This window comes from Pseudomonas sp. PDM13, from assembly GCF_025685765.1.
GTDB classification, from domain to species: domain Bacteria; phylum Pseudomonadota; class Gammaproteobacteria; order Pseudomonadales; family Pseudomonadaceae; genus Metapseudomonas; species Metapseudomonas solani.
In genome coordinates this window covers 166,913-179,234 of record NZ_JAOTQU010000004.1, presented here as the reverse complement: position 1 = coordinate 179,234, position 12,322 = coordinate 166,913, and the positions used below count along the sequence as shown (strand labels likewise).

General features: G+C 62.3%; 9 protein-coding genes. 3 read left to right on the top strand and 6 right to left on the bottom strand.

What is annotated here, in order from left to right; all coding sequences use genetic code 11:
• Window position 1: 1 nt before the first annotated feature.
• Genes OEJ36_RS06275 through fabI form a run of 3 tightly spaced genes read left to right on the top strand, consistent with a single transcriptional unit; the run spans window position 2 to window position 3,445 of the window.
• Window positions 2-1,021, top strand: a complete 1,020-nt coding sequence (locus OEJ36_RS06275) for an ABC transporter permease (RefSeq protein ID WP_263400788.1) — start codon at window positions 2-4, stop codon at window positions 1,019-1,021.
• 1 nt (window position 1,022) lies between these two features.
• Window positions 1,023-2,630: an ABC transporter ATP-binding protein gene (locus tag OEJ36_RS06270; RefSeq protein WP_263400787.1), complete on the top strand. Its 1,608-nt coding sequence runs from the start codon at window positions 1,023-1,025 to the stop codon at window positions 2,628-2,630.
• A 20-nt stretch (window positions 2,631-2,650) separates the two neighbouring features.
• Window positions 2,651-3,445: an enoyl-ACP reductase FabI gene (fabI, locus tag OEJ36_RS06265; RefSeq protein ID WP_043243326.1), complete on the top strand. Its 795-nt coding sequence runs from the start codon at window positions 2,651-2,653 to the stop codon at window positions 3,443-3,445.
• A 185-nt stretch (window positions 3,446-3,630) separates the two neighbouring features.
• Here the strand turns inward: fabI and OEJ36_RS06260 are convergent, their stop codons facing one another.
• The 6 genes from OEJ36_RS06260 to tig all read right to left on the bottom strand — a co-directional run bounded on the left by OEJ36_RS06260 (window position 3,631) and on the right by tig (window position 12,098).
• Window positions 3,631-5,505 carry a SurA N-terminal domain-containing protein gene (locus OEJ36_RS06260; protein ID WP_263400786.1) on the bottom strand — a complete coding sequence of 625 codons (1,875 nt, stop codon included), beginning with the start codon at window positions 5,503-5,505 and terminating at the stop codon, window positions 3,631-3,633.
• A 214-nt stretch (window positions 5,506-5,719) separates the two neighbouring features.
• Window positions 5,720-5,992 (bottom strand): nucleoid-associated protein HU-beta, encoded by a 273-nt coding sequence (gene hupB, locus OEJ36_RS06255; RefSeq protein ID WP_003087931.1) that lies wholly within the window; start codon window positions 5,990-5,992, stop codon window positions 5,720-5,722.
• Between the two features lie 136 nt (window positions 5,993-6,128).
• Complete coding sequence (gene lon / locus OEJ36_RS06250; RefSeq protein ID WP_043243329.1) at window positions 6,129-8,525, bottom strand: endopeptidase La; 2,397 nt, start codon at window positions 8,523-8,525, stop codon at window positions 6,129-6,131.
• Between the two features lie 132 nt (window positions 8,526-8,657).
• Window positions 8,658-9,938: an ATP-dependent Clp protease ATP-binding subunit ClpX gene (gene clpX / locus OEJ36_RS06245; RefSeq protein ID WP_021220504.1), complete on the bottom strand. Its 1,281-nt coding sequence runs from the start codon at window positions 9,936-9,938 to the stop codon at window positions 8,658-8,660.
• 110 nt (window positions 9,939-10,048) lie between these two features.
• The gene (gene clpP / locus OEJ36_RS06240) at window positions 10,049-10,693 is read right to left on the bottom strand and encodes an ATP-dependent Clp endopeptidase proteolytic subunit ClpP (protein ID WP_031288134.1); all 645 of its coding nucleotides are present in this window, start codon (window positions 10,691-10,693) and stop codon (window positions 10,049-10,051) included.
• Window positions 10,694-10,787: 94 nt separating this feature from the next.
• Window positions 10,788-12,098, bottom strand: a complete 1,311-nt coding sequence (gene tig / locus OEJ36_RS06235) for a trigger factor (RefSeq protein ID WP_263400785.1) — start codon at window positions 12,096-12,098, stop codon at window positions 10,788-10,790.
• Window positions 12,099-12,322 lie beyond the last annotated feature (224 nt).

The following is a 12,322-nucleotide window of genomic DNA, read 5'->3' as shown; positions in this document are numbered from 1 at the left end:
CATGCAACTCTCGCCAATCAATCGACGTCGCTTCGAGCGCTTCAAGGCCAACAAGCGTGGCTGGTGGTCGCTCTGGCTGTTCCTCGTGCTGTTCATCGCCAGCCTGGGCGCCGAACTCATCGCCAACGACAAGCCGCTGGCCGTGCGCTACGACGGCGAGTGGTACTTCCCGGTGTTCAAGCGCTACCCGGAAACCGCCTTCGGCGGCGAATTCCCCCTGGAAGCCAACTACAAGACGCCCTACATCCGCGAGCTGATCGCCGCCAAGGACGGGCAGATGATCTGGCCGCCGGTGCCCTTCAGCTACGAAACCATCAACTACGACCTCAAGGTGCCGGCCCCCGCGCCGCCCTCCGCCGACAACCTGCTGGGCACCGACGACCAGGGCCGCGACGTGCTGGCGCGGGTGATCTATGGCTTCCGCATCTCGGTACTGTTCGCCCTGACGCTGACCATCCTCAGCTCCATCATCGGCGTGATCGCCGGCGCCCTGCAGGGCTTCTACGGCGGCTGGGTGGACCTGGCCGGGCAGCGCTTCCTGGAAATCTGGTCGGGCCTGCCGGTGCTCTACCTGCTGATCATCCTGGCCAGCTTCGTGCAGCCGAACTTCTGGTGGCTGCTGGGCATCATGCTGCTGTTCTCCTGGATGAGCCTGGTGGACGTGGTGCGCGCCGAGTTCCTCCGCGGCCGCAACCTGGAGTACGTGCGCGCGGCCCGGGCGCTGGGCATGCAGAACGGTGCGATCATGTTCCGCCACATCCTGCCCAACGCCATGGTCTCCACCATGACCTTCATGCCCTTCATCCTCACCGGCGCCATCGGCACCCTCACCGCCCTGGACTTCCTCGGCTTCGGCCTGCCGCCCGGCGCGCCGTCCCTGGGCGAGCTGGTGTCCCAGGGCAAGGCCAACCTGCAGGCCCCCTGGCTGGGCATCAGCGCCTTCGCCGTGCTCGGCGTGATGCTGACCCTGCTGGTGTTCATCGGCGAAGCCGCCCGCGATGCCTTCGACCCGAGGAAGTGAGATGAGCGAGAACCTGATTGAAATCCGCGACCTCGCGGTCGAATTCGTCACCGGCCAGCACACCCAGCGGGTGATCGAGGGTGTGAGCTTCGACATCCGCAAGGGCGAGACCCTGGCGCTGGTGGGCGAGTCCGGCTCGGGCAAGTCGGTCACCGCGCACTCCATCCTGCGCCTGCTGCCCTACCCGCTGGCCCGCCACCCCGCCGGCAGCATCACCTACGCCGGCAAGGACCTGCTCAAGCTGCCCGAGGCCAAGCTGCGTGGCATCCGTGGCAACCGCATCGCCATGGTCTTCCAGGAGCCCATGACCTCGCTCAACCCGCTGCACAGCATCGAGAAGCAGATCAAGGAAGTGCTGGCCCTGCACAAGGGCATCAGCGGCAAGGCCGCGACCCAGCGCACCCTGGAGCTGCTGGAGCTGGTGGGCATCCCGGAGCCGGCCAAGCGCCTCAAGGCCTACCCCCACGAACTCTCTGGCGGCCAGCGCCAGCGGGTGATGATCGCCATGGCCCTGGCCAACGAGCCGGAGCTGCTGATCGCCGACGAGCCGACCACCGCGCTGGACGTCACCGTGCAGCTGAAGATCCTCGAACTGCTCAAGGAATTGCAGGCCCGCCTGGGCATGGCGCTGCTGCTGATCACCCACGATCTGAACCTGGTGCGACGTATCGCGCATCGCGTATGTGTCATGCAGCGCGGTTGCATCGTCGAACAGGCGTCGTGTGAAGAATTGTTCCATGCACCGCAGCATCCCTACACCCGGGAACTGCTCGCCGCCGAGCCTTCGGGCAAGCCGGTGGACAGCCCGCAGGGGCCGCCGTTGCTGGAAGTTGACGACCTGCGTGTGTGGTTCCCGGTGAAAAAGGGATTGCTGCGACGCACGGTCGACCATGTGAAAGCCGTGGACGGCATCGACTTCACCCTGCACCAGGGCCAGACCCTGGGCATCGTGGGTGAAAGCGGTTCCGGCAAGTCCACGCTGGGCCTGGCGATCCTCCGGCTGCTCGGCAGCCAGGGCGCCATCCGCTTCCAGGGCCAGCCCCTGGATGGGCTTTCGCAGAAGGATGTACGGCCGTTCCGGCGCCAGATGCAGGTGGTGTTCCAGGACCCCTTCGGCAGCCTGAGCCCACGCATGTGCGTGGGCCAGATCGTCGGGGAAGGCCTGCGGATCCATGGCATGGGCACCGAGGCGGAGCAGGAACAGGCCATCATCGACGCGCTCCTGGAGGTAGGACTGGACCCGGAAACCCGGAACCGCTACCCCCACGAGTTTTCCGGCGGGCAACGGCAACGGATCGCCATTGCCCGGGCATTGGTGCTGAAACCGGCGCTGATCCTGCTGGACGAGCCCACTTCGGCGCTCGACCGGACGGTGCAGCGCCAAGTGGTGGAGTTACTGCGTTCGTTGCAGGCCAAGTACAACCTGACCTACCTGTTCATCAGCCATGACCTGGCGGTGGTCAGGGCCCTGAGCCACCACCTGATGGTGGTCAAGCACGGCAAGGTGGTTGAACAGGGGCCTGCCGAGGCGATCTTCGCCGCACCGCAGCACACTTATACGAAGCAGTTGCTGGAAGCCGCATTCCTGGCTCCGGAAACTGCCAATTAACCAGAAGAGGAAGAACGCACATGGGTTTTCTCGCCGGTAAGCGCGTACTGATCGTTGGCGTCGCCAGCAAACTGTCCATCGCATCGGGCATCGCTGCTGCCATGCACCGTGAGGGCGCCGAGCTCGCCTTCACCTACCAGAACGAAAAGCTGAAGGGCCGTGTGGAAGAGTTCGCCGCAGGCTGGGGTTCCAACGCCGACCTGTGCTTCCCTTGCGACGTCGCCAATGACGACGAGATCGCAGCCGTATTCGAAGCCCTGGGCAAGAAGTGGGACGGCCTGGACATCATCGTCCACTCCGTTGGCTTCGCCCCGGGTGACCAACTGGATGGCGACTTCACCGACGTCACCACCCGCGAAGGCTTCCGCATCGCCCACGACATCAGCGCCTACAGCTTCGTGGCCCTGGCCAAGGCCGGTCGCGAGCTGATGAAGGGCCGCAACGGCAGCCTGCTGACCCTGTCCTACCTGGGCGCGGAACGCACCATGCCCAACTACAACGTGATGGGCATGGCCAAGGCCAGCCTGGAAGCGGGCGTCCGCTACCTGGCCGGCAGCCTCGGCCCGGAAGGCACCCGCGTCAACGCCATCTCCGCCGGCCCGATCCGCACCCTGGCTGCCTCCGGCATCAAGAGCTTCCGCAAGATGCTCGCCGCCAACGAGAAGCAGACCCCGCTGCGCCGCAACGTCACCATCGAGGAAGTCGGCAACGCCGGCGCCTTCATCTGCTCCGACCTGGCGTCGGGCATCAGCGGTGAAATCCTCTACGTCGACGGTGGTTTCAACACCACCGCCATGGGCGCGATCGAAGACTGATCTCCCCGGACGTGAAAAAGCCCGCCTGATGGCGGGCTTTTTCATGGGCGCTCGAAACGTATCGCTGCTCAATCTGCAGCCCGGGGGATCGAGACACAGAAGGCACAGAAGCTCCCCCCTCCCCTTTTCTCCAAGCATGAAAAAGGCCGCTTCGCAGCGGCCTTCTTCAAATCACGCCAGGTCGATCAGAAACGCTCGACCTTGGCTTCGGCTTCCAGCTGGCGGCGGTAGGCAGCGAAATCCTGCTGACCACTGCGCGAGGCGAGGAAACGGGCGTACATGGCCTTGTCCTGCTCGGACAGGGCGTCTTCGGGCTGGCTCACACCGTTCAGGCGGATCACCACGTAGTCGCCGTTGCTCAGCTTCAGGGAAGAGAAGGTCGGCTTGTCGGCCGACTCCGGCTTGCCCATGCGGAACAGCGTCTGCAGCAGGGCCGGGTCTACACCCTCCTGGCTGCGGGTGGCGGCTTCGACCACGTTCCAGGTCTGGCCTTGCGGCGCCTGGGTGGCCGGGGTCTTGCCTTCGCGCAGGCTGGCGAGCAACTCGTCGGCCTTGGCCTTGACGGCTTCGCTGGCCTTTTCCTGGGTCAGGTGCTGGCGGATGCTGTCGCTGACGGCTGCCAGCTCCAGCTGCTGGGGCTTGCGGTGTTCCTTGGCACGCAGGACGACCACGGTGTCCGGGTCCAGCTCGATGGCACCGCTGTTGCCGCCGTCTTCCAGCACTTCAGGGCTGAAGGCAGCCTGCAGCACCTGGCGGTTGGCCGTCAGGCCTTCGCCACCTTCACGACCGAAGGGCGCGCTGGTCTGGACCTTGAGGTTCAGCTCCTGGGCCGGCTGGGCCAGGTCGGAGGCTTCGAACGCGGAGTCTTCCAGTTCCTTGGTGGCCTCGACGAAGCGCTGCTCGACCTGCTGGGTCTTCAGCTCGCGGACCATCTTCTCCTTGAGGCTATCGAAGCTCGGCACTTCAGGTGCCTGGATCGCCAGCAGCTTGATCAGGTGCAGGCCATAGGGCGTGGTCACCGGAGCGGAGATTTCGTCCTTCTTCAGGGCGTAGAGCGCGTCCTCGAAGGCCGGCTCGTAGACACCACGACCGGCGAAGCCGAGGTCACCACCGTTGGCGGCGGAGCCCGGGTCCTGGGACAGCTCCTTGGCCAGGGCGGCGAAGTCTTCGCCCTTGTCCAGGCGCTGCTTGATCTCGTCGATCTTCGCCTTGGCCTGCTCGACGGTCTGCTGGTCGTTCACTTCGATCAGGATGTGGGCCGCGTCGCGCTGCTCGGAGAGGTTGCCGATCTCCTTGTCGTACTGGGCCTTGAGGTCGTCTTCGCTGACCTCGACCTGACCGAAGAAGGCTTCCTTCTTCAGCTCGACGTATTCGAGCACGACCTGCTCGGGGCTCATGAACTGGGCCTTGTGCTCGTCGTAGTAAGCCTGGATTTCTTCGTCGCTCACCTGGACGGCCTTGGGATCGGCCTTGAAGGTCAGGGTGGCGAAATCACGGGTCTGCTTCTCCAGACGGGCGAAGGCGCGTACTTCTTCGTCGGTGACGAAGCCGCTACCAGCCAGGCCGGCGCGGAGCTGGCCGACGAGCATTTCCTGCTCGAGCATCTGGCGGAACTGCAGGCGGGTGTAGCTCATCTGGCGAATCACCTGATCGAAGCGATCAGAGTTGAACTTGCCATCGACCTGGAATTCGGGAGTTTGCAGGATCAGTTGATCCAGAGCGGGTTGCGAGAAGGCGAAGCCGGACGACTTGGCACCTTGCAGCAGCAGCTTGCGCTCGATCAGGCCCTTGAGGGCGGCTTCACGCAGCAGCTTGTCGTCGAGCTGGGAGGCGTCGAAGTCCTTGCCCAGTTGCTGCATCAGCTGGCGGCGCTGCATGTCTGCGGCCTGGCTCAGCTGGTCGAGGGTGATTTCCTCGCCGTTGACCTTGGCAGCGTCCTGGCGGGTGCTGGTGGCATTGAAGATGGCATCGAAGCCCGTCAGCGCGAGCAACGCGATGATGACGCCGATAATGGTCTTGGCAATCCATCCCTGTGAATTGTCCCTGATGTTCTGCAGCATGCGTCCCCCAGAAACGGCTGTACCAAAAAACCAGCCGCGCAGCGCGGGTAGAGTCCATATATAAGAAAGGCGCATCCGAGGATGCGCCTTCTCTCTTAACTGGCGGAGCGGTCGGAAGCTAAGGCTTCCAGGACGCGAGGTATTCCTCGTGGTCTACCGCTCCGCTGCCAGCCGGGACAAAGCCCCTGCTGGAAGGGCAAAGCCCGAAAGACGCTTAGTTGACGGCGTCTTTCAGAGCTTTACCAGCTTTGAAGCCAGGGATCTTGGCAGCAGCGATCTTGATCGGCTTGCCAGTCTGCGGGTTACGGCCAGTGCGAGCAGCGCGCTCTTTCACAGCGAAAGTACCGAAACCTACCAGCACCACGGAATCACCAGCCTTCAGAGCGCCAGTGACGGATTCGATAACTGCGTCCAGCGCACGGCCGGCGACAGCTTTCGGGATATCAGCAGATGCGGCGATGGCATCGATCAGTTCCGACTTGTTCACTCTTAAGTCCCCTTATTTCTGTTGAGTTTGTTTCTTAGTTGTTTGGTGTAAGCAAAGCGGGTGCTGGATGGCCTGCTGACACACGAGAGCCGCTTTATAACAAGGGCTCGAAAAATGTGTCAAGAAAGCCCCCCGGCTAATGCGTGCTGATTCGCTCCTTGGAATCAGACTCGCGCTTGTCATCCTTTGCAACCATCTCGGGAGCCGCATCGGGCAAGGGCTCCGGGGCGTATTGCAGCGCAATTTGCAGGACCTCGTCAATCCATTTAACAGGTTTAATGGCCAGGTCTTGCTTGATATTTTCGGGAATCTCTTTCAGATCACGCACATTCTCTTCGGGAATGATCACGGTCTTGATCCCACCCCGGTGAGCAGCCAGCAATTTCTCTTTCAACCCACCGATTGCGAGTACCTGACCACGCAGGGTGATCTCACCGGTCATGGCCACATCGGCCCGCACGGGAATCTGCGTCATCGCCGAAACCAGCGCGGTGCACATGCCGATGCCGGCGCTCGGACCGTCCTTCGGCGTAGCCCCTTCGGGCATGTGGATGTGAATGTCGCGCTTCTCGTGGAAGTCCGCAGGGATACCGAGGCTTTTCGCACGGCTGCGCACCACCGTCAGCGCGGCGGTGATCGACTCCACCATCACGTCACCCAGGGAGCCGGTCTTGGTCAGCTGCCCCTTGCCGGGGACCACAGCGGCCTCGATGGTCAGCAGCTCGCCACCGACCTGGGTCCAAGCGAGCCCGGTGACCTGGCCGATCTGGTCCTGCAGCTCGGCAAGGCCGTAGCGGAACTTGCGAACGCCGAGGAAGTGCTCGAGGGATTCGGCCGTCACCAGCACCTTGAAGCGCTTCTCGCGGGCATGTTCCTTGACCGCCTTGCGGCAGACCTTGGCCAGTTGCCGCTCGAGGCTGCGCACCCCGGCCTCGCGGGTGTAGTAGCGGATGATGTCGCGGATCGCCGCTTCGTCGAACTCCAGCTCGCCCTTCTTCAGGCCGTTGGCCTGGGTCTGCTTGGGTGCGAGGTACTTGGTGGCGATGTTGACCTTCTCGTCCTCGGTGTAACCGGGCAGACGGATCACTTCCATGCGGTCCAGCAACGGGGCCGGAATGTTCATGGAGTTGGCGGTGCACAGGAACATCACGTCGGAAAGGTCGTAGTCGACTTCCAGGTAATGGTCGTTGAAGTTGTGGTTCTGCTCGGGGTCGAGCACTTCCAGCAGCGCCGAGGCGGGGTCGCCGCGCATGTCGCTGCCCATCTTGTCGATTTCGTCCAGCAGGAACAGCGGGTTGCGCACGCCGACCTTGGTCATCTTCTGGATCAGGCGACCCGGCATGGAGCCGATGTAGGTACGACGGTGGCCGCGAATCTCAGCCTCGTCACGCACGCCGCCCAGGGCCATGCGGATGAACTTGCGGTTGGTGGCACGGGCGATGGACTCGGCCAGCGAGGTCTTGCCTACGCCGGGCGGGCCGACCAGGCAGAGCACCGGGCCCTTGACCTTCTTCACGCGCTTCTGCACGGCGAGGTATTCGAGGATGCGGTCCTTGACCTCTTCGAGGCCGTAGTGGTCGGCGTCGAGAATATCTTCGGCCTTGGCCAGATCGAGACGCACCTTGCTCTCGGCCTTCCACGGCACATTGACCAGCCAATCGATATAGGAACGTACGACAGTGGCTTCGGCGGACATCGGCGACATCTGCTTGAGCTTGTTCAGCTCGGCATTGGCCTTGGTCAGCGCCTCCTTGGTCAGGCCAGCGTTATCGATGCGCTTCTTCAGCTCCTCGATCTCGTTGTGCCCTTCGTCGATATCGCCCAGCTCCTTCTGAATGGCCTTCATCTGCTCATTCAGGTAGTACTCGCGCTGGCTGCGCTCCATCTGTTTCTTCACGCGACCGCGGATACGCTTCTCGACCTGCAGCAGGTCGATTTCGGCATCCAGCAGCGCCAGCACATGCTCGACGCGCTCGGGCAGCTCGGTGATTTCGAGGATTTCCTGCTTCTGCTCAATCTTCAGCGCCATGTGGGCGGCCATGGTGTCGACCAGACGCCCGGGCTCATCGATGCTGTTCAGCGAAGACAGGACTTCAGCGGGCACTTTCTTGCCCAGCTGTACATATTGTTCGAACTGGCTGAGCAGGCTGCGGGTGAAGACTTCGGACTCGCGCTCGCCGGCGTCGACTTCCTCGATGAGGGTCACCTCGGCGCGGCAGTGACCGTCCACCTCGGTGAAACGCTCGATGGAGCCCCGCTGCTCGCCCTCAACCAGCACCTTGACGGTGCCATCGGGCAGCTTCAGCAGTTGCAGGACGGTCGCGACGGTGCCGACACGGTACAGGGCGTCTTCGCCCGGATCGTCATCGGCCGGATTCCTCTGCGCCAACAGAAGAATTTGCTTGTCCCCGGTCATCGCGGCTTCGAGGGCCTCGATGGATTTTTCACGGCCCACGAACAGTGGGATGACCATATGCGGATAGACCACGACATCACGCAATGGCAGGAGAGGCAATTCAACGGTTGTCTTCATGATTTCAGCTCTACAGCGGCCAATGGCCGGTAACAGATGGGATAACCCTGGGACCTAAGATGGGGGCAGGTCTGGGAAAAAACAAGCGCTGTAGTAGGAAATGCAAAGGGGCCCGGAGGCCCCTTTGTTTCATCAAGCGTCAGGCGCGGCCTTGGCCGGCTGCTCGCTGTTCTCGTAGATCAGCAAGGGCTTGGAAGTGCCTTCGATGACGCTCTCGTCGATCACCACCTTGCTCACCTCGGTTTGCGAGGGGATTTCGTACATGGTGTCGAGCAGGATGCCTTCGAGGATGGAGCGGAGGCCACGGGCGCCGGTCTTGCGCTCCAGGGCACGGTGAGCAACGGCCTTCAGCGCATCGGGACGGAATTCGAGGTCGACCCCCTCCATCTCGAAGAGCTTGGCGTATTGCTTGGTCAGTGCGTTCTTCGGTTCGGTGAGGATCTGCATCAGAGCAGGCTCATCGAGCTCGTCCAGCGTGGCGATGACCGGCAGACGACCGACGAACTCGGGGATAAGCCCGAATTTCACCAGGTCTTCCGGCTCCGCATCACGCAGCGCTTCGCCGACTTTCTTGCCCAGGTCGACGCTGCGGACTTCGGCATTGAAGCCGATGCCGCCACGAGCGGAACGGTTCTGGATGACTTTTTCCAGGCCGGCAAAAGCGCCACCGCAGATGAACAGGATGTTGCGCGTGTCCACTTGCAGGAATTCCTGCTGCGGGTGCTTGCGTCCGCCCTGGGGAGGAACCGAAGCGACGGTGCCCTCGATGAGCTTCAGCAGCGCCTGCTGCACGCCCTCGCCCGAAACGTCACGGGTGATGGACGGGTTGTCGGACTTGCGCGAAATCTTGTCGATTTCGTCGATGTAGACGATGCCCATCTGGGCCTTCTCGACATCGTAATCGCACTTCTGCAGCAGCTTCTGGATGATGTTCTCGACGTCCTCACCCACGTAGCCCGCCTCGGTGAGGGTGGTGGCATCGGCGATGGTGAAGGGAACGTTGAGCAGACGGGCCAGGGTCTCGGCCAGCAGCGTCTTGCCCGAACCGGTCGGGCCGATCAGCAGGATGTTGCTCTTGCCGAGTTCGATATCGTCTTTCTTGTCACGCTGGTTCAGGCGCTTGTAGTGGTTGTAGACCGCTACGGCCAGCACCTTCTTCGCACGTTCCTGACCAATGACGTACTGATCGAGGATGGTGCGGATTTCCTTGGGCGCCGGCAGCTTGTGCGCGCTGTTCTCGGCCTGGGCTTCCTGCACCTCCTCGCGGATGATGTCATTGCACAGGTCCACGCACTCGTCGCAGATAAAGACCGAGGGGCCGGCAATCAATTTGCGTACTTCGTGCTGGCTTTTGCCGCAGAAGGAGCAATAGAGCAGCTTGCCGTTGTCCTCGCCATTGCGGGTGTCAGTCATTCGATCAATCCAATCGGGATAGGCATGAAACACAAGATGAAGGCAAATGCGGGCATTTTCAAGCCCGCGAAGCGGCCGGATATCTTCCGGCCGCGGTATTGCGGAACGGCTTAGCTCGCCAGTTGGCGCTTGCTGTGGACCTGATCGATGAGGCCGTATTTGACCGCTTCTTCACCGCTCATGAAGTTGTCGCGGTCGGTGTCGCGGGCGATCACATCGATCGGCTGGCCGGTGTGGTCGGCGAGGATCTTGTTCAGGCGCTCACGGATGGTGAGGATCTCACGGGCGTGGATCTCGATATCCGAAGCCTGGCCCTGGAAGCCACCCAGCGGCTGGTGAATCATCATCCGCGAGTGCGGCAGGCAGTAACGCTTGCCGGCAGCGCCACCGGCGAGCAGGAGCGCGCCCATGCTGCAGGCCTGGCCGATGCAGGTGGTGGAAACGTTGGGCTTGATGAACTGCATGGTGTCGTAGATCGACATGCCAGCGGTCACCGAGCCACCCGGGGAGTTGATGTAGAGGTGGATATCCTTGTCGGGGTTCTCCGCCTCGAGGAAGAGGAGCTGCGCCACGACCAGGTTGGCCATGTAGTCCTCGACCGGGCCAACCAGGAAGATCACCCGCTCCTTCAGGAGACGCGAGTAGATGTCGTAGGCACGTTCGCCACGGGCGGACTGCTCGATCACCATGGGCACGAGGCCACCGGCGGCCTGGATATCAGGGAACTGTTGCTGCATATAAGAATTGCGGGACATGTCCAGCGATCACTCCCTAAATAATGTCATGTCTCAAAGACGCATAAGCCAGCGCGAAGGCTGGCTTATGGTGTGCTCGAACGAGGCGAAACGATCAGTCGGCTTGCGGAGCTTCTACCGGCTTGACTGCATCTTCGTAGGAGACCGCTTTGTCGGTCACGTTGGCCTTCTGCAGGACAGTATCTACAACTTGTTCTTCCAGCACAACAGAACGCACTTCGTTCAGTTGCTGGTCGTTCTTGTAGTACCAGGCCACTACTTGCTCGGGCTCCTGGTAAGCGGAAGCCATTTCCTCGATCAGCTCGCGAACGCGGGCGTCATCGGGCTTCAGCTCGAACTGCTTGACCACTTCGGCGACGATCAGGCCCAGCACGACGCGGCGCTTGGCTTGCTCTTCGAACAGTTCGGCCGGCAGTTGGTCGGGCTTGATGTTGCCACCGAACTGCTGGACGGCCTGCACGCGCAGACGGTTCACTTCGTTGCCGATCAGGGCCTTCGGCACTTCGATCGGGTTGGCAGCCAGCAGGCCGTCCATTACCTGGTTCTTGACCTTGGACTTGATGGCCTGGCGCAGTTCGCGCTCCATGTTCTTGCGGACTTCGGCGCGGAAACCTTCCAGGCCGCCTTCCTTGATGCCGAACAGGGTGAAGAACTCGTCGTTCAGTTCCGGCAGCTGGGGAGCGGAAACGCTGTTCACGGTAACGGTGAACTCAGCGGTCTTGCCGGCCAGGTCGAGGTTCTGGTAGTCCTCGGGGAAAGTCGGGTTGATGACGCGCTCTTCACCGGCCTTGACGCCGACCAGGGCATCTTCGAAGCCCGGGATCATGCGGCCGGAGCCCAGGACCAGGGCAGTGCCCTTGGCGGAACCGCCAGCGAAGGCTTCGCCGTCGATCTTGCCGACGAAATCGATGTTCAGCTGGTCGCCGTTCTCGGCAGCGCGATCAACCGCTTCGAAGCGGGTGTTCTGCTTGCGCAGGATTTCCAGCATGTTGTCGACATCGGCGTCAGCCACGTCGGCCTGCAGGCGCTCGATGGCGATGGAATCGAAGCCGGCAACCTTGAACTCGGGGAAGACTTCGAAGGTGGCGATGAATTCCAGGTCCTTGCCCTTCTCGAACACTTTCGGCTCGACGGCAGGCTGGCCAGCCGGGTTGAGCTTCTGCTCGACGACGGCTTCATAGAAGGAGGACTGGATCAGGTCACCCAGGACTTCCTGACGAGCGGAATCTTCGTAGCGCTGACGGATCACGCTCATGGGCACCTTGCCCGGGCGGAAGCCAGCGACCTTGGCGCGACGAGCAGTCTGCTGAAGACGCTTGGTGACCTCGGTCTCGATCCGCTCAGCCGGAACGCCAACAGTCATACGGCGCTCGAGAGCGGAGGTGCTTTCAACAGAAACTTGCATGGATATTCCTCGTTGCAGACGTTAGCCGGCCGGACCGGCCCCATAATCAAGGGCATGCATTCTAGTGGAGCGAAAAGCAGAAGTCACCCCAGCGGCAACGGCAGATGCAACACCGCTTTTCATGCCCTCCCGAACACCGCGCCGCGACCCTGCCCAAGCACCGGAACAGAGGCCTCCAGACCAACGGATACGCGGTGTTACGCACCACTGGAGTGCAACTCGCG

Bases quoted from the DNA above. Each gene is read 5' to 3' on its own strand.
- OEJ36_RS06275 (WP_263400788.1), top strand. From the start codon at position 2: ATGCAACTCTCGCCAATCAATCGACGTCGCTTCGAGCGCTTCAAGGCC.
- OEJ36_RS06270 (WP_263400787.1), top strand. From the start codon at position 1,023: ATGAGCGAGAACCTGATTGAAATCCGCGACCTCGCGGTCGAATTCGTC.
- fabI (WP_043243326.1), top strand. From the start codon at position 2,651: ATGGGTTTTCTCGCCGGTAAGCGCGTACTGATCGTTGGCGTCGCCAGC.
- OEJ36_RS06260 (WP_263400786.1), bottom strand. From the start codon at position 5,505: ATGCTGCAGAACATCAGGGACAATTCACAGGGATGGATTGCCAAGACC.
- lon (WP_043243329.1), bottom strand. From the start codon at position 8,525: ATGAAGACAACCGTTGAATTGCCTCTCCTGCCATTGCGTGATGTCGTG.
- clpX (WP_021220504.1), bottom strand. From the start codon at position 9,938: ATGACTGACACCCGCAATGGCGAGGACAACGGCAAGCTGCTCTATTGC.
- clpP (WP_031288134.1), bottom strand. From the start codon at position 10,693: ATGTCCCGCAATTCTTATATGCAGCAACAGTTCCCTGATATCCAGGCC.
- tig (WP_263400785.1), bottom strand. From the start codon at position 12,098: ATGCAAGTTTCTGTTGAAAGCACCTCCGCTCTCGAGCGCCGTATGACT.